Here is an 18,755-nt window from a genome sequence, read left to right as displayed (position 1 = left end):
CGGGACAAGCCCGAGGATGACGGCAGAGGTAAAATCGCTTCCGATTATCCCTGACAGACTCTAATAAGTCGCCCGCCCGCCGGAGAGATCGAAGGTCGCGGCGGTGGTGAAGCTGTTCTCCTTGGAGACGAGCCAGGCGACCATGGACGCCGCTTCCTCGACCTCCAGGAACCGCCCGCGCGGGATTTTCGAGCGCATATAGTCGATGAATTCAGGCGTCAGCTGTTCGAGAATGCGCGTTTCCGCCGTCGCCGGCGTGATGCAATTGACGGCGATGTCGTAGCCCGCCAGTTCCTTGCCGAGCGATTTGGTGAGTCCGATCACAGCGGCCTTCGAGGCGGAATAGGCGGCGGCGTTGGGGTTGCCCTCCTTGCCAGCGATCGAAGCGATATTGACGATGCGCCCGTAATTGCGCGCCTTCATGCCGGGAACGACGGCGCGGTTGACATAGAATGTGCCGTTGAGGTTGACGTCGATGATTTTCTGCCACCAGCCGATATCATAGCTGTCGAGCGGCGCGGCGGGACCGGCAATGCCGGCGGAATTGACGAGGATCGAGACGGGGCCGCCCTCCGCCTCCGTCTTCTCATGCGCGGCGGAAACGGCCTCATGATCCGTGATATCGACGGTCACCGTTCTCACGGCATCGCCGAGCGCCTCCTTCGCCGCTTCCAGCAATTCGGCATTCATGTCCCACAGCGTCACCGACGCGCCGGATCGGATGAAACGGCTGGCCATGGCAAAGCCCAGCCCCTGCGCGCCGCCGGTGACGACCGCGTGCTGGCCCTCAAGGTCTATCCTGTTCATTTGCTAGTTCCTCCCGCATCGGATGATGGCAGGAATGATCCACCCCTTCAAGCAGGGAACCAGCCAGCATAGCGAGCGTTACTCCCTCATCCCGCATGGAGGCACGATGGAAATGACGCGACGAACCGCTCTGGCCGATGCAAGCGATGTGGAGCTGACGATACCGCTTGAGACAGTCTGTTTCATCATCATGAAGGCGCGCGAATATTACGCCAAGGATGTCGTCACGGAGCCGGACCCGGGCTCCAATCCCTCCGACGACCGGGGCGCCGCGGTTCTGGAAGATCACAAGAATGACGCGACGGAACAGGAACTGCGCTCGATCATCGACAATCTCTCCATCGACGAGCAGATCGATCTCGTCGCGCTGATGTGGCTGGCTCGCAATGACGAGGCCGCCAGGGACTGGAAAACCGTGCGAAAGGAAGCCGCCGAGGCGCACAATGAGCATACGGCGGATTATTTTCTGGGCACGCCGCTCGCCCCGGACTATCTCGCCGACGCGCTGTCGATGCTGGATTATTCCTGCGCCGACTACGAGGCTGAGCGGTTGTAGGGAGAATTGTTCGGGCCCGTTGTGGTGGAGGAAAAGCCGAGGCATGGATTCCTGTGACGAGCACAGGAATGACGGGGTGGAGATTTTTCTGTCCTATCGAAGACCGTTCTTGCCAAGCGGAGAGGCCGAAGAATAGCCGCCAACAGCCAAGCATCCGTCATTCCTGTGCTTGTCACAGGAATCCATGCCTCAACAGTGCCGCTTCCTCGACGGTTAAATAGGGTTCTGCCTACCGATTCCGAAGGTCGCGCCCACATCCCCCTGACCCGCTATCGCATTCGACCTATATGCGGTAGCCTTGTTTCAGGGGGAGCAAGGCCATGATTGACAAGCTGGAATTCTTCATTGCGCTGGCGCGGGAAGGCCATTTCGGCCGCGCGGCGGAAGAATGTGGGGTCACGCAGCCGACCCTTTCGGCGGCGATCCGCCAGCTGGAGGATACGCTCGGCGTCATGCTGGTGCAGCGCGGCTCGCGCTATAAGGGGCTGACGCCCGAGGGGCAGCGGGTACTCGAATGGGCGCGGCGCATCGTCGGCGATGCCCGCACCATGCGCGAAGAGATCCGTGCCGCGCGGTTCGGTCTGTCAGGCCATATCACCATCGCCGCCATTCCCACCGCGCTCGCCATGGTCTCGCGAATCACGACGCCGTTCCGCGAGCGGCATCCGGATGTGACCTTCTCGATCCTGTCGCGCACCTCGCTGGAGGTCCTGTCGCTGCTTTCCAACTTCCAGATCGACGCCGGCATCACTTATATCGACAACGAGCCTCTCGGCAAAGTGACGACCGTGCCGCTCTATGACGAGCGCTATCATCTGATCACGTCGAGCGGCAACATCTTCTATGACCGCGACACCGTCACCTGGGCGGAAGTGGGCCGGCTGCCGCTCTGCCTTTTGACCCCCGACATGCAGAATCGCCGTATCATCAATCTTCACCTGCGCGAGGCGGGCGTCGAGCCGCAGACGACGCTCGAATCCAACTCCATGATCGTGCTTTTTTCCCATATCCGCACGGGAAAATGGGCGAGCATCATGCCGCTCAATCTCGCGGAAACGCTGGGCTTTACCGAGCCGATCCGCTCCATTCCCATCGTCGAGCCGGACGCGCGGCATCTGGTCGGGCTCGTTGCCGCCGAGCGCACGCCTTACACGCCGCTCGTCTCCGCTCTCCTGCACGAGGCGAAGATCCTGGCGGAGAGTTTCAAGGCATGACGCGACGCTATCAGGCAGCGTCTGGATAACGATATGCTCAACATATCGGGAGCATCGATAGATTTCTTCTATCGCTCAACGATACTGCGCTATTGATTATAAGCCGAGTTTTTGGTCTCATTCTAAAAAAGAGGGGAGAAATAGGGAGGGCGCTGCAGACATGCAGACCGCAAGTACCGATATTGCCAATAGGGCGATAGAGATTATCGATCAATTCAAGGACGTCGAAGGTCCGCTCCTGCCCATTCTCCACGGGTTGCAGGAGGAGTTCGGCCATGTGCCGCGCGAGACGCTGCCGATTGTCGCCAGCGCGCTGAATATTTCTCGGGCGGAGGTGCATGGCGTCTTCACCTTCTATCATGATTTCCGGGAAAACCCCGCAGGGCGCCACGTGCTGAAGATCTGCCGGGCCGAGGCCTGCCAGTCCATGGGCGGCGAGCGGCTGGCCGCGCGCGTGATGGAGCTTCTCGGGCTCGATTGGAATGAGACCAGCGCCGATGGCGCGGTGACGCTGGAGCCGGTCTATTGTCTTGGGCTGTGTGCTTGCGCCCCCGCCGCGATGCTCGATGGCGAGGTGATCGGCAGGCTCGACGAGGAAAAGCTTGAGGAAATTGCAGCGGGGGTCCGGCTATGACGGTGACCGTTTATATTCCTTGCGATTCCGGCGCCGTGGCTTTAGGTGCCGAAAAGGTGGCGCAGGCTTTTGCGCGCGAAATCGCTATCCGCGAGCTTGATGTCCGCATCGTCCGCAACGGCTCGCGTGGCCTTTACTGGCTGGAGCCGATGATGGAGGTGGAAACGCCGCAAGGCCGTGTCGCCTATGGTCCGGTGAAGCCTTCGGATGTTGCTTCGCTGCTCGATGCCGGAATGCTTGAAGGCGGTGTCCATCGCCTGTCGCTAGGCCCCACCGAAGAAATCCCGTTCCTCGCCCGCCAGACGCGGCTGACCTTCGCCCGCTGCGGCATTGTCGATCCGCTGTCGCTCGATGATTACCGCGCTCATGGCGGATTGCGGGGGCTGGAGAATGCGCTGAAGCTCTCGCCAGCCGAGATCGTGGCTGAAGTCACCGACTCCGGCCTGCGCGGGCGCGGCGGCGCGGGCTTCCCGACCGGCATCAAATGGAAAACGGTGCTGGAAGCGCAGGGGCCGCAGAAATATATCGTCTGCAATGCCGATGAGGGCGACAGCGGCACTTTTGCCGACCGGATGATCATGGAAGGCGATCCCTTTGTGCTGATCGAGGGGATGATCATCGCCGGGCTCGCCACCGGCGCGACGAAGGGCTACATCTATATCCGTTCGGAATATCCGCACGCCGTCGCCGCGATGAATGCGGCCATTTCGGTTGCGGAGAAGGCCGGTATTCTGGGAAAGAGCGTCATGGGTTCCGCCCATGCGTTTGATCTGGAAGTGCGGGTCGGGGCAGGGGCCTATGTCTGCGGCGAGGAGACGGCGCTGCTCGAAAGCCTCGAAGGCAGGCGCGGCGTGGTGCGAGCCAAGCCGCCGCTTCCGGCGCATAATGGGCTGTTCGGCAAGCCCACCGTCATCAACAATGTCATCTCGCTCGCCTCCGTGCCTGTTATCATGGACAGGGGCGCGGCGTTCTATCGCGATTTCGGCATGGGCCGGTCGCGCGGCACGATCCCCATCCAGATCGCCGGCAATGTCAGGCATGGCGGGCTGTTCGAAACCGCCTTCGGACTCACGCTGGGCGAACTGGTCAATGAAATCGGCGACGGCACGGCATCCGGGCGTCCGGTCAAGGCGGTGCAGGTCGGCGGGCCGCTCGGAGCCTATTTCCCGCGTGAACTCTTCGATACACCGTTCGATTACGAGGCTTTTGCCGCAAAGGGCGGGTTGATCGGCCATGCGGGCATCGTGGTCTTCGACGATACCGTCGACATGCTGAAACAGGCGCGTTTCGCCATGGAATTCTGCGCCATCGAAAGCTGCGGCAAATGCACGCCCTGCCGCATCGGCTCGACACGCGGCGTCGAAGTCGTTGACCGCATCGCGGCCGGCGTGGAGCCGGAGAAGCAGGTCACCGTGCTCACCGATCTCTGCAACACCATGAAATTCGGCTCGCTTTGTGCGCTGGGCGGGTTCACTCCCTATCCCGTCATGAGCGCGCTCACGCATTTTCCCGAGGATTTTGTGCCGGCGCCTATCGCCGAAGCAGCGGAGTAATACCTATGGCTCTCGTGCATGAAATAGACTACGGCACCCCAGCTTCCAAATCCGAGAAGACAGTGACGCTGACGGTGGATGGCGTAAACGTCACCGTACCCGAAGGCACGTCCATCATGCGCGCGGCGATGGAGGCGGGGATCGAAATTCCAAAACTCTGCGCCACCGACATGGTGGATGCCTTCGGCTCCTGCCGCCTTTGTCTGGTGGAGATCGAGGGGCGCAACGGCACGCCATCATCCTGCACCACCCCCGCCATGGAAGGGCTCGTCGTTCGCACCCAGACGGATCGGCTCAAGAATATCCGCCGCGGCGTGATGGAGCTTTATATTTCCGATCATCCGCTCGACTGCCTCACCTGCGCCGCCAATGGCGATTGCGAGTTGCAGGATATGGCGGGCGCGGTGGGCCTACGCGATGTGCGCTATGGCTATGAGGGCGAAAACCATGTCAAAGCCCGCAACAGCGATGCGGTGAATAGCAGGTTCCTGCCGAAGGACGAGTCGAACCCATACTTTACCTATGACCCGTCGAAATGCATCGTCTGCTCGCGCTGCGTACGCGCCTGCGAGGAGGTGCAGGGCACATTCGCGCTGACCATCGAAGGGCGGGGCTTCAATTCCCGCGTCTCGCCGGGAATGCATGAATCCTTCCTCGGCTCCGAATGCGTTTCCTGCGGCGCCTGTGTGCAGGCTTGCCCGACCGCGACACTGACCGAAAAATCGGTGATCGAGATCGGCCAGCCCGAGCATTCCAAGGTCACCACCTGCGCCTATTGCGGCGTCGGCTGCTCGTTCAAGGCGGAAATGCGCGGCGAGGAACTCGTCCGCATGGTGCCCTATAAGGACGGCAAGGCCAATCGCGGCCATTCCTGCGTCAAGGGCCGCTTCGCCTATGGCTATGCCACGCATAAGGACCGTATCCTCAACCCGATGATCCGCGAAAAGATCACCGATCCCTGGCGCGAGGTGACGTGGGAGGAGGCCTATGCCCATATCGCCCATGAATTCCGCCGCATCCAGTATCAATATGGCCGCAGCGCCATCGGCGGCATCACCTCGTCGCGCTGCACCAATGAGGAGACGTTCCTGGTTCAGAAGCTGGTGCGGCAGGGCTTCGGCAACAACAATGTCGACACCTGCGCCCGCGTTTGCCATTCGCCAACGGGCTATGGCCTGAAATCCACCTTCGGCACCTCAGCCGGTACGCAGGATTTCGACAGCGTCGAGCACAGTGACGTCGTGCTCGTCATCGGCGCCAATCCGACCGACGGCCATCCGGTGTTCGGCTCGCGGCTGAAGAAGCGGTTGCGGCAAGGCGCGAAGCTTATTGTCATCGATCCGCGCCGCATCGACCTGGTGCGCACGCCGCATGTCGAGGCGGCCTATCATCTGCCGCTGCGGCCCGGAACCAATGTCGCAGTCGTCACCTCGCTCGCCCATGTCATCGTCACCGAGGGCCTCTTCAACGAAGCCTTCATCCGCGAGCGCTGCGATTGGCAGGAGTTTCAGGACTGGGCGTCCTTCGTCTCCTTGCCCGAGCACAGCCCGGAGGCCGTCGAGAAGATATCGGGCGTTCCCGCCGATCTGATCCGCGGCGCGGCGCGGCTCTACGCCACCGGCGGCAATGGCGCGATCTATTACGGCCTCGGCGTCACCGAGCACAGCCAGGGCTCGACCACAGTCATCGCCATCGCCAATCTCGCCATGGCGACCGGCAATATCGGCCGTCCCGGCGTCGGCGTGAATCCCTTGCGCGGGCAGAACAATGTGCAGGGCTCCTGCGACATGGGCTCCTTCCCGCACGAACTGCCGGGCTATCGTCATATCTCCGAAGACGCGACGCGCGATATTTTCGAGAAGCTGTGGGGCGTGAAGCTCGACAACGAGCCGGGCCTGCGCATTCCCAATATGCTCGACGCCGCTGTCGATGGCTCGTTCAAGGGCATCTACATTCAGGGCGAGGACATCCTGCAATCCGACCCCGACACCAGGCATGTGGCGGCGGGGCTGGCGGCGATGGAATGCGTCGTCGTGCACGATCTCTTCCTCAACGAGACCGCCAATTACGCCCATGTCTTCCTGCCGGGTTCCACTTTCCTCGAAAAAGACGGCACCTTCACCAATGCCGAACGCCGCATCAACCGCGTGCGCAAGGTGATGAGCCCGAAGAACGGTTTTGCCGACTGGGAGGTGACGCAGAATCTGGCGAACGCCATGGGCCTTGGCTGGAATTATACGCATCCCTCGCAAATCATGGACGAGATCGCCGCCACCACGCCAAGCTTCGCCGGCGTTTCCTACGACCTCCTGGAGCGTGAAGGCTCGGTGCAGTGGCCCTGCAACGAGAAGGCGCCGCTCGGCACACCTGTCATGCATATGGACGGCTTCGTGCGCGGCAAAGGCAAGTTCATCCGCACCGAATATGTGGCGACGGACGAACGGACCGGCCCGCGCTTCCCGCTGCTGCTCACGACGGGCCGTATCCTCTCGCAATATAATGTCGGCGCGCAAACGCGGCGCACCGAGAATGTGGTCTGGCATGAAGAAGACCGGCTGGAAATCCACCCCCATGATGCCGAACAGCGCGGCGTGCGTGACGGCGACTGGGTGCGGATCGCAAGCCGTGCCGGCGAGACGACCTTGCGCGCCAAGGTCACCGACCGTGTCTCGCCGGGCGTGGTCTACACCACCTTCCACCATCCCTCGACGCAGGCCAATGTCGTCACCACCGATTTCTCGGACTGGGCGACCAACTGCCCGGAATACAAGGTAACGGCCGTTCAGGTCGCGCCTTCCAATGGGCCGAGCGAATGGCAGGTGGAATATGAGGATCAAGCGAAGCGGAGCCGCCGGGTGACGGCCAAGCTGGAAGCGGCGGAGTAGAACATTCCCAGCTCCGCCGGGAAATGGCTGGTGAATGAACTGTGGTTGTGTTAGTTTGTGTACAAACAAACACAGGAGAATTGAAATGGCAGCAAGCACGACCATGACGATCCGGGTCACCACCGACCTGAAAGAAAAATTGGACCGCATCGCGGCCAGCACACAGCGCAGCAAGTCCTTTCTCGCTAACGAGGCGATCGAGGCTTATGTCGACCGCGAGCTGGAAATCATCGAGGGGATCAAGCGGGGCATAGCGGATATGGAAGCCGGTCGCGTTGTACCGCATGACGAAGCTATGGCGGAAATCTACGCAGCCATTGATGCCGTTGAAGCAAAACGGGCGCGTAAGTCGTGAAGCGTCCTGTCATTTGGACACAAGACGCGCTGGATGAATTACGCCAGCAGACCGAATTCATTGCCCTGAATAATCCGGATGCGGCCCGCCGGGTGGCTGACCGCATCCGGGATGCAGCCAACGCACTCGGCGACACGCCAACAGGACGTCCCGGTCGCGTGGCTGGTACGTATGAAAAATCTCTTGGACGTCCGCCCTACATACTCGTCTATGCGCTGAAACGAACGGGAGACCGCGAAACTGTCGTTATCGTGCATTTGATCCATACCGCTCGCAATTGGCCCGCTGGCGGGTGGCCGCAATAGAAGGGATCACGATGAACCGCCGCTCGACCATCTCCGTCCCCCGCATCGCCCGCCGCAAAGGCGGGTTGCTGGCAGCGGAACGGCTGGTGCCGGAGGAGACGCCGGTGGCCTTCAGCTATGGCGGCACGACCCATGCGGTGATGATGGCGACGCCTGATGATATCGAGGACTTCGCAGTTGGATTCAGCCTGTCGGAAGGCATTGTCGAGAAGCCATCCGATATCGAGGACATGGCCATTGAGGAACTTGAGCGCGGGATCGATGTCCAGATCGTCCTTGCTGAAAACAAGCGCGAGGCGCTCACCGCGCGGCGTCGCCATATGGCTGGCCCCGTCGGCTGCGGACTTTGCGGCATCGAGTCAATCGATGAAGCGCTGCGGCCGGTGGCTTTGGTTCAAGGGAGCGGCCTGCGTCTGACGGCAGGTGATATCGCGCAGTCCGTCCGGCTGCTCTCCGCCCGGCAACCGCTTCACACCGAGACCGGTGCGGTTCACGCGGCCGGGTTCTATGTCCCGGGCAAGGGCATCATCGCCGCGCGCGAGGATGTCGGGCGACATAATGCGCTGGACAAGCTAGCCGGAGCGCTGGCGCGGGCGGGGATCGATGGGCAAAGCGGTGCTGCTGTCGTCACCAGTCGTGTTTCCATCGAGATGGTGCAGAAAACCGCCATAATCGGCGCGCCGGTGCTGATCGCCGTTTCCGCACCCACCGCCCTTGCCATCCGCACGGCGGAGGCGGCGGGCATCACGCTCATCGCACTGGTGCGGGGCGACGAATTCGACATTTACACCCATGCAGATCGTATCGAGACGGGGAGAGCGGCCCATGTCGCATAGCGGAACCCAAAACAAGCTCATCTATATGGCCAACCAGATCGCCACCTTCTTCGCCTCGCAGCCGCGGGAGGAACAGGTGGCGGGTGTCGCCAACCACATCAATCTTTTCTGGGAGCCGCGCATGCGCGCCCAGCTTTTTGCCGTTCTCGAGAAGGAGGGCGGCAAGGGGCTGAATGAACTCGTTATCGAGGCGGCGAAAAACATACGCCGGCCGGAAAAGGTGGAATAAGACCTCTCCGCCGTCATTCTCGGGCTTGTCCCGAGAATCTACCATAAGAAGAAGAACGGTGACTACCGTCCCGACTGATTAGGCCACGGTAGATTTTCGGGACAAGCCCGAGAATGACGGCGGAGAGGGAAGCGCCTGAAAACGGATTGAACGCGACAGGGAGGAGCGATTGATCGGAAATTTGAGAACAGATTATAGCGGCTGAGCCTTCAGGCCAGCCCAACCCACACCTGATATTTCGACAATGAGGTAACCGCCTGGGAGGAGAACCACGGCGGAAGGAGAGGATTATTGTCATGTCCACAGACACCACAGCAGGCGTACTCACCGGCGCCGGAATTCTCGACCGGGAGCGCATCGTCGCGCAACCGGGCTTCAACCGCTGGCTGGTTCCGCCGGCGGCGCTTGCCATTCATTTGTGCATCGGCATGGCCTATGGCTTCAGCGTGTTCTGGCTGCCGCTCTCGCGCGCGCTCGGCGTCACGCAGCCCGTGGCCTGCCCGGACCTGAACCTGCTGACGGCGCTGTTCACCACCACTTGCGATTGGCGCGTGGCGGATCTCGGCTGGATTTACACGCTATTCTTCGTGCTGCTCGGCTGTTCGGCGGCGCTCTGGGGCGGCTGGCTGGAGCGAGCGGGGCCGCGCAAGGCGGGGTTCGTCGCCGCGCTTTGCTGGTGCGGCGGCATTCTCGTTGCCGCCCTCGGCGTGATGATGCACCAGCTCTGGCTGATGTGGCTGGGGGCAGGCGTCATCGGCGGCATCGGGCTTGGCCTCGGCTATATTTCGCCGGTCTCGACCCTCATCAAATGGTTCCCCGACCGGCGCGGCATGGCGACCGGCATGGCGATCATGGGCTTCGGCGGCGGCGCGATGATCGGCGCGCCCCTCGCCGATATCATCATGAATCACTTCAAGTCGCCGACATCGGTAGGGGTGTGGGAAACCTTCGTCGTCATGGCGGCGATCTATTTCGTCTTCATGATGTGCGGCGCGTTCGGCTATCGCATTCCGCCCGCCGGCTGGCGGCCCGAGGGCTGGACGCCGCCCGCAAGCCAGAAGGCGATGATAACCACGCGGCATGTCCATTTGCGCGACGCCCACAAGACCACGCAATTCTGGCTCATATGGGCTGTGCTCTGCCTTAATGTCTCCGCCGGCATCGGCGTCATCGGCATGGCCTCGCCCATGCTGCAGGAAATCTTCGGCGGCAAGCTCATCGGCCTGCCGGATCTGACCTTCACCCAGCTCAACGCTTCGCAGAAGACCGCCATCGCTGCCATTGCAGCGGGCTTCACCGGCCTCTTGTCGCTGTTCAATATCGGCGGGCGCTTCTTCTGGGCATCGCTGTCAGACAGGATCGGTCGGAAGAACACCTATTACACCTTCTTCCTGCTCGGGATCGTGCTCTATGCCTTGGCGCCGACACTTGCCGGCATGGGCAACAAGGCGCTGTTCGTGCTCGCCTTCGGCATCATCCTCTCAATGTATGGCGGCGGCTTCGCCACCGTTCCGGCTTATCTGGCCGATATCTTCGGCACGCAGTTCGTCGGCGCGATTCATGGGCGGCTGCTGACGGCCTGGGCGACGGCGGGCATCGTCGGTCCCGTGGTGGTGAATTATATCAGGGAGTTCCAGATCGATGCGGGCGTCCCGCGCGAGCTGGTCTATAATTTCACCATGTACATCCTCGCGGGAATGCTGGCGCTGGGCTTCCTCGCCAATCTCTTCGTCAAGCCTTTGTCGGAAAAGTGGTTCATGTCGGATGCGGAAGTCGCCGCGCTTCAGGCGAAGAGCGCCGCGGCCGCCGCCGGTCCCACCGGCTCCTTCGGCATCGGCACCGGCGGGCTCGACACCAAAGCTGCGCTCGCCTGGGCGGCGGTGGGCATTCCCATTCTCTGGGGCGTGTGGGTGACGTTCCAGAAATCGATCGTCCTTTTCCAGTAATTCTCCCTTTTCTGGCGGAGACGTGATGGAGTAGGCTCTCGGGCAACCGGGAGCCTACTTTTCATCTGGCATGCCGCAACCGGCCCTCCCAACAACTTGATGTCATTTTGAAGATGCCTCACCGGCAGCCTCGCTGTCGTAGATATCTGTCTCGCACGCCATCCATTTCTTGCGCCTCGACGCTGTATTGCCGTTCACAGAATACGGCGCGGCGCGTGCCAAGGGCATGCCGAGCGCTCCTCCGGCCATTATTTCGCCCGATGGAAGCGATTTTTCCCGCCCATTCAAGGGTATGAGCATAAGCTGACACTAATTCAGCTTCTGTTCATGTAGCTTTTCTTACAGCGTCTCGCGAAACAGAATCTCGCGTTGAAGCGGGTTTTCGCGATTCCCTGCCTGCATTTAAGAGACCCATATGATTTCATCTTCCGTTGGCCACGCCCGCCTCTCGCATGGCGCCATCGCCAGGCCAGACCATTTAGCCGACCAAATACGCAATGCGTGGTTCGAGACCGGGCTGACCTGGAAGCCCAGGGCACGCTGGTTTCCCCGCATGCCCAACCATCTGGACGAGATATTCAGCCTCCTTTTCGAAGCCGATGCCGGCGGTGATGTCGACGCCGTTCTTTTCTCCGATGAGCGGCTTTCCTCGCCGCTTCACAATATCAGGGATTTTGCGGGTTCTCTCCAGGCTCCGATGATCGATCTTAAGGGCCGTGCGGGCGATTTCGCCGATGCCCATTTCGATCTTCTCGAACCGCGCACATGGACTGAAACCGCCCGGCGCATCCTTAAATTCCGGGAAGGCCGGGAAGCGCTTGCGGCGCAGCATCGCCACACCGTCGATCCCGAGGTGCAGCTTCTGGCGCATATGTTCGTATCGGGCAGGGAACTGCGCGGCATGCGCTATCCGCTTGCGCCGGAGGCGGTGTGTTATCCGGGCTTTTTCTCGGCGCCGAAGGTGGTGCCCCTGGCGGAAAGCCTGGTGCTGCGAGGCTTTTTGAAGCGGCGCTTCTTCGATCGCCTGCATGAATGCTCGACCTGCCAATCCCGCCGTCTCAGCGTGCGCGAGGAATGTCCGTCCTGCCGTTCGGCGGATTTGCGCGAAAGCGCGCTTCTGCACCATTTCCATTGCGCCGCGGTTCTGCCGGAAGAGCAGTTCCGCCGGGGCATGTCGCTCGTCTGCCCGAAATGCCAGCGGCAGCTGCGCAATTACGGAAAAGACTACGACCGGCCCGGACAGGCCTTTACCTGCAACACCTGCGAATCCACTTCGTCGGAACTCGAAGTCGGCTTCATCTGCCTCGATTGCAATGCCCGGATGGATGGCGAAGCTGCCACGCATGTCGACCTCCACAGCTACATGCTGACGGATGCCGCCGTCGCCTTCCTGCAAGGGAGCGCCCCGGCGGTTCCGTCGTCCCTGCCTGCTCCGCTTCAAAAAGAGATCGCGGATGTCGGTGCATTGGCGCGCACTCAGGCGGGCCTTGCCGAAATCCGCTTTGCGAAGGGCGAAGAAATCATTTCAGCGAACGGCCGTCCGATGTTCGAGAAGTCACGGGACCTGTTTTTCGAAAATCTCCGCAATGGCCTTGGCAATACCGGCTCTCTCCATGTGGATGGCGACATCGCCTATATTTTCGCCGAAGCCTTCGACGCCGAGCTGGAGCGGGAATTGCAGGCGTTGATCGCGCGCGGCGAGCAGGTGCTTCGGCTGAAACTGTCGCCCAGGCTGACGATCATCCAGCGTTTCGGAAGAGCCTAAGCCGTGAACATACTGGAGTTGGGCTTCGCCTTTCTGCTGAGCCAGACGACCCTCAGCATCATGTCGGTCTTCTGGTATACGCTTGTGTTCGAGTTTCCGCGCTACATCCTGCCCTTTCTGGTGGCCGGCATGTCGATGCGCTCGCCGGATCGCGAGGCTGTGCTTGAAGACGAGTCTTCCGCAACCGCGCGCCCCAGCGTCAGCGTCATTCTCGTCGGCCATAATGAAGAGGATGCGCTGGAGGCCTGCGTGCGCTCCCTGCAGGAGCAATCCATGCGGGATTTCGAGGTGGTCATCGTCAGCGACGGCTCCACGGACCGGATGACGGAGGTCGCCCGCGGCCTCGTCAAGCAGGGCCTCGCCGCGCGGGTACTGTCCACCGATCTCCGGGGCGGCAAGTCGAGCGGCATCAACCTGGCCTGCGCCTATGCCACGGGCGACATCATCATCAATGTCGATTGCGACTGCTCGTTCGACCGCCATGCGTTCGAATATCTGCTGCGGCCCTTCTCGGACCCGCGCGTCGGAGCCGTTTGCGGCGACATCGCGCCGCGCAACAGCGATGCCAGCGTGATCGCGCAGTTTCAGGAGATCGAATATCTGCAGTCCATCGCCGTCGGCAAGCGCATTGCGAGCGCCGTCAACCAGGTTGTCTGCGCTTCGGGAGCATTCAGCGCGTTCCGGCGCGAAGCCCTCAATGATATCGGCGGCTTCGATGTCGGCGGCGGGGAGGATCTCGACACGACGATCCGGCTGCGGCTGAAAGGCTGGCGCATCGACTATGCGCCTGATGCCATCTGCTACACCGATGTGCCGGTCACGATGTATCAATATATCCGCCAGCGCCTGCGCTGGGAGCGCGACGCGATCTGGATTCGCTACCGCAAGCACGCGCGGCTGATGAACCCGTTCTCCCCGGCCTTCCGCCTGAGCGAAGCGGTCCACCAGTGGGATTTCCTGCTCTTCAACGTCCTTGGAGCATTCATTTTCCCGGTCTATCTGGTGTGGCTGTTCCTGCAATATGGCGCCTTCACGCCGGCCATTCTCATCGGCATGCAAATCGGCCTTCTGGCCATCGATATCCTGATCCTCGCGGCTTCCGCCTGGTGTACGGGGCGGCCCGTATTCCTGCGCAACCTCTTGTTCCTGCCGGGCTATTCCCTGTTCATGACCTATGTCATGCGGCCCGTCAGGCTCATTTCCTACATCGATGAATGGGCATTCTCCGGCTCCCACCGCGACAATTACACGCCCATCAAAGTCCGCATGCAACGCCCCTGGTAAAAACGGAAATCAAGTGAAACGTCTACGAAAACAACCGCGCATCGACGTTCTCGATGCCCAGAAACGCTCGTCTTCCGGCCGGATGGGACGCACGGTCTATCTCGGCCTCGTCATCGTCTTCCTCGGCTCGCTCGCCTATTATCTCTTCGGCAGCATGTTCGTGCTGTCGATCGATGGCACCGTGCTGAAGGAACGCTATTCGGTCGGCGCAAACTATCCGGGCAAGGTGACCGAAGTCTTCGTCAAGGAAGGCGACAAGGTGGAGGCGGGCACGCCGCTGGCCCGCATCGAATCCTTCGAGATGATCCAGGAACTGTCCAACATCGCCTTCCGGGATAGCGACCTCGCTATTCGCGAGGGCCAGCTCGAGGGCAAGCTGGCGTCGATCAACGCGGTGTATCCTCTGGCCGAGCGCACCGCGCACGAGACCAAGGCGACCTCGAGGCAGTTCGACACCGTTTCGGGCCGGGGCATCGTGTCCTCGCTCTCGAAAGATGACGCGCTGCGCAATAGTCTGCAGGCCGCCGAGCGGGTGGCACAACTGCAAAGCGAAAAGACCGCCACGGAGAATGAGCTGAAGTTGTTGGAGCAATCACGCGGCGTCTTCCGCCAGGCCATGGACAAGCTCAACGGTATTTATGACAATGGCTATCTGCGCGCCAGCACATCCGGCATCGTCGGTGCCAAGGTGCCCATTCCCGGACAGGTCGTGAAGTTCGGCGACGAGCTGATGCAGATCAATGGCGGCAAATCCTATATCCTCGCCTATCTGCCCGATGAATATCTGTTCAATATCTGGGAGGGGATGCCCGTCAATGTGAAGGGCGGTGCGCAATCGGCCAAGGGTCGGATCGACGCGATCCTGACAGTCGCCGACGCTTTGCCGGCGGAATTCCAGAACATGTTCCGCCCCCGTGACCGCTCGCGGCTGGTGCGCATCGCACTGGACGAGAAGAACCCCTTCGCGGTGTCGCAGAAAGTGACGATATCAGGCTGCGCGTTCGGTTATTGCTGGGCGCGGTAGTTTCGCGCAGAGCGGCGGGCCGGACGCGGCCCGCTTCGTGGTGGATGATTGGTATTGGTAGCGGTAACCGCGCGTTAGAGCAAATCACTTTCAGGCGGATCACTCGATACCAACCTACACCGTTGTCGCGATGGACATGTCGAGGCATGGATTCCTGTGACAAGCACAGGAATGACGAAAATGGAGATGGCTGCCCTTAAACGAGAACCGTTGTGCAGGCTGCAGGATTGAAGACTATCAGCGACATCAAAGCAATCCGTCATTCCTGTGCTTGTCACAGGAATCCATGCCTCGACGGTGCCTCCGGTGCAAGGGTGAAGAAGCGTATATTGCTTCCGCTCAAACCGCGTTAGCGGCTGGCTGCACCCGCACGCGCAGGCCGGGCGACTTTCTTCTTCGGGCCGGGAATGAGACCTTCGCGCTGCAGCTTCTTGCGCGCCAGCTTGCGGTGGCGGCGGATGGCTTCGGCGTGTTCGCGCGCGCGCTTTTCCGAGGGCTTCTCATAGGCGGTATGCGCCTTGGCTTCGCGGAAGATGCCTTCGCGCTGCATCTTCTTCTTCAGGACGCGAAGCGCCTGGTCGACATTGTTATCCCTTACGAGTACCTGCAAAGTGTGTTCCTTTTTCTGGGCGCCGGGATGACGCATTTTTTAAATTAGCGAACAAACAAAAAAGGCCGGGCTTGCCCGACCTCTTCCTTTCATCCGTACCGCACGCTGCCAGTACATCCGTGGTCAGCGACGGGGAATGATATTTCACCTTAGACGGCGCGAAGGTTTAGGCGGCGCGAAGGTTTTCGGCGGAATTCCTGCCCGAGCGCTTGTCCTGCACGAGCTCGTAGGAGATCTTCTGGCCTTCGTTCAGGCTGCCCATGCCCGAGCGCTCGACAGCGCTGATATGCACGAAGACGTCATTGGAGCCGTCCTGCGGCTGAATGAAGCCAAAGCCCTTGGTGGCGTTGAACCACTTTACGGTGCCGGTGTTCATGATGATTTCCTTTCATCAATTGTTGCGTTTCGACGGCTGCAAAGCCGCCTTTCGGATCGAATGATGAAGGGAGATTTGTGGGGCGGGAGACCCGCGAACAAAAACCACAAGCAAAAGTCGATAACAGAAATATAGAGACAATTGCCGGTAAAATCAAGGCAGCGGCCAAGATTTCGTGTGTTATCTCTTTGCCGATATTGCAGGCAGGGGCAGCCGGGACACCCCGGCTGCCCGATAGGCTATACCTCTTGGATCGCCGAGAGCTTCCAGTCGGAACCGTTCTGCCGCGTAAACGTCCACATTTCGGTCGTTTCCGTGGGCTCGTCATCCCCTTTTACCAGGGCGCCGCTGGCGCGCTCAACGAGCACGTCCCGCGATGCATAGCGCAGCGCCGCCGTCGCGTAATCGTGGTCACCTTCGCGCCAGCTTTCGGCGATATCTGCCTGCAGCAGTTTGACGCCGGACACGTCGTTTCTCACGCCATTCTTGGCGTTCTCAGCCAGTTCCTCGGAGAAATAGGAGACCATCTCGGGCGTCGCCAGCCGCCGCAGGCTAGCATGGTCCTCGCGTCCGAAGGCGTCCTGCACGTCCGCCAGCAGGCGTTCGAAAATGTCGAGATCGCGCTGGGTCAGGCCGATTTCGTCGGTATTGCCGGGCCGAGGCGCGGCATCCGGACGCTGCGAAAAGCCGAAAGACCCCGCTCCACGCGAATTGCCGGCCGACGTCTCGCGGTATGCGAAGCTGCCGGGGGAGGGGGCTTTGCCGGCCATCGCATGGGCTGGTGAGCGTGCCGATTGCGAGCGGAACAGTCTCATGAGCAGCATGACCACGCCGCCGATGAGCAGAAGCTGGATGAGGAAGCCCAGCATGCCGGCCATGCCGCCAAACCCGTGCCCGAGCAGGAGGCCGATCAGACCGCCGAGCGCCAGCCCGCGCAGCATAGAGCCGCCGAAACCGCCCATGAAGCTAGGGCGCGATGCCGCTGGCGGCGTCTGGCGGGCGGTGTTGCTCGGGCCGGTGTTTGGCGTCATCGACCGCTCGACCGGAGCGGCCGGTTGCGGCGCTGTCCGGGTCGGCGGCGCGGACTGGAACGTGCGGGCGCCCCTGCTGCCGAAGCTACCGCCGCGGCGCGCCTCGGCGTGATCGACGGCAATCATGGAGAACGCCAGAAACAGGCCTCCCAGGAGTGTTACAATCCGGGCTGCCCGGGACGTCGTTGTCATGGTCTTTCCTTGTTCAAGCAAATGTGAAGTTCATATAGGGAGGAGCCAGAGGCGGGGCAATGACTGCGACGTGATGCGCACGACCTAATTTACCGCGCCAAACATCCGCCATCCACATCGATCATTACGCCATGAATATAGATGCGGCTAACGACTGGCAATGCATCGGAAAAACCGATACACTTCGGCCAAATTGGTGAGACGTGTATATGGACGCGAAATTCCTCGTTATCGATCCTGAGAAAGATCTTGCTGCAATCAAAGGCCTTTCTTCGCTGACTCGGGTAAAGCTTCTCAAAGAACTCTCGAAAAGCCCTGGAATCAATGTCAACGATCTGGCGCAGCTGTCCGGGCTTCCCCAGTCCTCGGTTTCGGCCCATCTGCAGGTGCTGGAAAAGGCGGGGCTTGTCCGCACGGAGGTGCAAAAGGCGCGCAAGGGCAATCAGAAAATCTGCTTTGCGGTGTATGAAGAGCTCGTTGTGACGTTCCATCCGGGCAGTCAGGCGCTCTCCTCCAACCTCATCGAGGTGTCAATGCCGCTCGGCCTCTATACGAACGCCGCCGTGACCGGCCCGTGCGGGATCTGCTCGACCGAGGGCATTATCGGCCTTCTGGATGTGCCGGAAACCTTCATGGACCCGGAGCGGATGAAGACCAGCTTGCTCTGGTTCACCAGCGGCTTTGTCGAATATCAGTTTCCCAACAATGCCAAGCTTCGGGGCGATGAGATCGAAGCCATTGAAATCTCGATGGAAGTCAGCTCGGAAGTTCCCGGCACGCTGGCGAACTGGCCCTCGGATATCGTGCTTTCCATCAATGGCGTGGAGATCGGCGTGTGGACCTCTCCCGGCGATTTCGGCGACCGCCGCGGCACCTATACGCCCGAATGGTGGAAGCTGAAGGGCTCTCAATACGGAATGCTGAAGACATGGTCCGTCGGTCCGGCGGGGACCTATGTCGATGGCCGCAAAATTTCCGACGTGACCGCCGCCGCGCTGAAGCTCGATGAGCACAGGTCGATCCGGCTTCGGGTCGAAGTCAAGGCGGAGGGGCGGCATCCGGGCGGCATCAATATTTTCGGGCGCGGTTTCGGTAACTACGATCAGGACATGGTTCTGCGTATAAAAACAAAGAGATAGGCAGCGGGCTATCG

General features: G+C 61.0%; 18 protein-coding genes. 14 read left to right on the top strand and 4 right to left on the bottom strand.

The genetic code is table 11. The annotated features are described in order from the left end of the window. Positions 1-60 precede the first annotated feature (60 nt). A complete protein-coding gene (locus ACOWVG_RS14855; RefSeq protein ID WP_420963026.1) occupies positions 61-807 on the bottom strand; it encodes an SDR family NAD(P)-dependent oxidoreductase in 747 nt (248 codons plus the stop codon). Positions 808-841: 34 nt separating this feature from the next. Here ACOWVG_RS14855 and ACOWVG_RS14850 point away from each other — a divergent pair, with 34 nt between their 5' ends. The 13 genes from ACOWVG_RS14850 to ACOWVG_RS14790 all read left to right on the top strand — a co-directional run bounded on the left by ACOWVG_RS14850 (position 842) and on the right by ACOWVG_RS14790 (position 15,393). After that, positions 842-1,363, top strand: coding sequence for a DUF3775 domain-containing protein (locus tag ACOWVG_RS14850; RefSeq protein ID WP_420963025.1), 522 nt, complete (start codon positions 842-844; stop codon positions 1,361-1,363). Between the two features lie 320 nt (positions 1,364-1,683). Beyond that, on the top strand, positions 1,684-2,577 hold the full coding sequence (locus ACOWVG_RS14845) for a LysR family transcriptional regulator (protein WP_420963024.1): 894 nt from the start codon (positions 1,684-1,686) through the stop codon (positions 2,575-2,577). A 160-nt stretch (positions 2,578-2,737) separates the two neighbouring features. Continuing rightward, entirely contained in the window at positions 2,738-3,211 is a 474-nt protein-coding gene (locus tag ACOWVG_RS14840; RefSeq protein ID WP_420963023.1) for a formate dehydrogenase subunit gamma, read from the top strand. After that, entirely contained in the window at positions 3,208-4,764 is a 1,557-nt protein-coding gene (locus tag ACOWVG_RS14835) for a formate dehydrogenase beta subunit (protein ID WP_420963022.1), read from the top strand. The genes ACOWVG_RS14840 and ACOWVG_RS14835 overlap by 4 nt, the downstream gene beginning before the upstream one ends. A 5-nt stretch (positions 4,765-4,769) precedes the next feature. Beyond that, positions 4,770-7,649 carry a formate dehydrogenase subunit alpha gene (fdhF, locus tag ACOWVG_RS14830; RefSeq protein WP_420963021.1) on the top strand — a complete coding sequence of 960 codons (2,880 nt, stop codon included), beginning with the start codon at positions 4,770-4,772 and terminating at the stop codon, positions 7,647-7,649. An 85-nt stretch (positions 7,650-7,734) separates the two neighbouring features. After that, the gene (locus ACOWVG_RS14825; protein WP_420963020.1) at positions 7,735-8,004 is read left to right on the top strand and encodes a CopG family ribbon-helix-helix protein; all 270 of its coding nucleotides are present in this window, start codon (positions 7,735-7,737) and stop codon (positions 8,002-8,004) included. Then, positions 8,001-8,309: a type II toxin-antitoxin system RelE/ParE family toxin gene (locus tag ACOWVG_RS14820; protein WP_420963019.1), complete on the top strand. Its 309-nt coding sequence runs from the start codon at positions 8,001-8,003 to the stop codon at positions 8,307-8,309. The genes ACOWVG_RS14825 and ACOWVG_RS14820 overlap by 4 nt, the downstream gene beginning before the upstream one ends. Positions 8,310-8,320: 11 nt before the next feature. Further along, positions 8,321-9,145, top strand: a complete 825-nt coding sequence (gene fdhD / locus ACOWVG_RS14815) for a formate dehydrogenase accessory sulfurtransferase FdhD (protein ID WP_420963018.1) — start codon at positions 8,321-8,323, stop codon at positions 9,143-9,145. After that, positions 9,135-9,374 carry a formate dehydrogenase subunit delta gene (locus ACOWVG_RS14810; RefSeq protein ID WP_420963017.1) on the top strand — a complete coding sequence of 80 codons (240 nt, stop codon included), beginning with the start codon at positions 9,135-9,137 and terminating at the stop codon, positions 9,372-9,374. The genes fdhD and ACOWVG_RS14810 overlap by 11 nt, the downstream gene beginning before the upstream one ends. 296 nt (positions 9,375-9,670) lie before the next feature. Continuing rightward, positions 9,671-11,320, top strand: coding sequence for an OFA family MFS transporter (locus ACOWVG_RS14805; protein ID WP_420963016.1), 1,650 nt, complete (start codon positions 9,671-9,673; stop codon positions 11,318-11,320). A 415-nt stretch (positions 11,321-11,735) separates the two neighbouring features. Next, the gene (locus ACOWVG_RS14800; RefSeq protein ID WP_420963015.1) at positions 11,736-13,085 is read left to right on the top strand and encodes a hypothetical protein; all 1,350 of its coding nucleotides are present in this window, start codon (positions 11,736-11,738) and stop codon (positions 13,083-13,085) included. A gap of 3 nt (positions 13,086-13,088) precedes the next feature. Continuing rightward, entirely contained in the window at positions 13,089-14,369 is a 1,281-nt protein-coding gene (locus ACOWVG_RS14795; protein ID WP_420963014.1) for a glycosyltransferase, read from the top strand. A 13-nt stretch (positions 14,370-14,382) separates the two neighbouring features. Continuing rightward, entirely contained in the window at positions 14,383-15,393 is a 1,011-nt protein-coding gene (locus tag ACOWVG_RS14790) for an HlyD family secretion protein (protein ID WP_420963013.1), read from the top strand. A 349-nt stretch (positions 15,394-15,742) separates the two neighbouring features. On the opposite strand, the gene rpsU is transcribed toward ACOWVG_RS14790, so the two are convergent. From rpsU to ACOWVG_RS14775, 3 genes are all read right to left on the bottom strand, one after another. Then, positions 15,743-16,003: a 30S ribosomal protein S21 gene (gene rpsU, locus ACOWVG_RS14785; RefSeq protein ID WP_420963012.1), complete on the bottom strand. Its 261-nt coding sequence runs from the start codon at positions 16,001-16,003 to the stop codon at positions 15,743-15,745. A gap of 166 nt (positions 16,004-16,169) precedes the next feature. Further along, the gene (locus ACOWVG_RS14780; protein WP_420963011.1) at positions 16,170-16,379 is read right to left on the bottom strand and encodes a cold-shock protein; all 210 of its coding nucleotides are present in this window, start codon (positions 16,377-16,379) and stop codon (positions 16,170-16,172) included. Between the two features lie 239 nt (positions 16,380-16,618). Further along, positions 16,619-17,602 (bottom strand): TIM44-like domain-containing protein, encoded by a 984-nt coding sequence (locus ACOWVG_RS14775; RefSeq protein ID WP_420963010.1) that lies wholly within the window; start codon positions 17,600-17,602, stop codon positions 16,619-16,621. A 209-nt stretch (positions 17,603-17,811) separates the two neighbouring features. Here ACOWVG_RS14775 and ACOWVG_RS14770 point away from each other — a divergent pair, with 209 nt between their 5' ends. Further along, a complete protein-coding gene (locus ACOWVG_RS14770; protein WP_420963009.1) occupies positions 17,812-18,741 on the top strand; it encodes an ArsR/SmtB family transcription factor in 930 nt (309 codons plus the stop codon). Positions 18,742-18,755 lie beyond the last annotated feature (14 nt).

Origin of the sequence: Brucella sp. IR073 (assembly GCF_049065735.1) — a bacterium.
Classification (GTDB): domain Bacteria; phylum Pseudomonadota; class Alphaproteobacteria; order Rhizobiales; family Rhizobiaceae; genus Paramesorhizobium.
Note: the sequence above shows the minus strand (reverse complement) of the source record. Positions and strands in the feature narration are given on the sequence as shown.

Excerpts from the sequence above, each read along its gene's own strand:
- ACOWVG_RS14855 (WP_420963026.1), bottom strand. The coding sequence starts at position 807 with ATGAACAGGATAGACCTTGAGGGCCAGCACGCGGTCGTCACCGGCGGC.
- ACOWVG_RS14850 (WP_420963025.1), top strand. The coding sequence starts at position 842 with ATGATCCACCCCTTCAAGCAGGGAACCAGCCAGCATAGCGAGCGTTAC.
- ACOWVG_RS14845 (WP_420963024.1), top strand. The coding sequence starts at position 1,684 with ATGATTGACAAGCTGGAATTCTTCATTGCGCTGGCGCGGGAAGGCCAT.
- ACOWVG_RS14840 (WP_420963023.1), top strand. The coding sequence starts at position 2,738 with ATGCAGACCGCAAGTACCGATATTGCCAATAGGGCGATAGAGATTATC.
- ACOWVG_RS14835 (WP_420963022.1), top strand. The coding sequence starts at position 3,208 with ATGACGGTGACCGTTTATATTCCTTGCGATTCCGGCGCCGTGGCTTTA.
- fdhF (WP_420963021.1), top strand. The coding sequence starts at position 4,770 with ATGGCTCTCGTGCATGAAATAGACTACGGCACCCCAGCTTCCAAATCC.
- ACOWVG_RS14825 (WP_420963020.1), top strand. The coding sequence starts at position 7,735 with ATGGCAGCAAGCACGACCATGACGATCCGGGTCACCACCGACCTGAAA.
- fdhD (WP_420963018.1), top strand. The coding sequence starts at position 8,321 with ATGAACCGCCGCTCGACCATCTCCGTCCCCCGCATCGCCCGCCGCAAA.
- ACOWVG_RS14810 (WP_420963017.1), top strand. The coding sequence starts at position 9,135 with ATGTCGCATAGCGGAACCCAAAACAAGCTCATCTATATGGCCAACCAG.
- ACOWVG_RS14805 (WP_420963016.1), top strand. The coding sequence starts at position 9,671 with ATGTCCACAGACACCACAGCAGGCGTACTCACCGGCGCCGGAATTCTC.
- ACOWVG_RS14800 (WP_420963015.1), top strand. The coding sequence starts at position 11,736 with ATGATTTCATCTTCCGTTGGCCACGCCCGCCTCTCGCATGGCGCCATC.
- ACOWVG_RS14780 (WP_420963011.1), bottom strand. The coding sequence starts at position 16,379 with ATGAACACCGGCACCGTAAAGTGGTTCAACGCCACCAAGGGCTTTGGC.
- ACOWVG_RS14775 (WP_420963010.1), bottom strand. The coding sequence starts at position 17,602 with ATGACAACGACGTCCCGGGCAGCCCGGATTGTAACACTCCTGGGAGGC.
- ACOWVG_RS14770 (WP_420963009.1), top strand. The coding sequence starts at position 17,812 with ATGGACGCGAAATTCCTCGTTATCGATCCTGAGAAAGATCTTGCTGCA.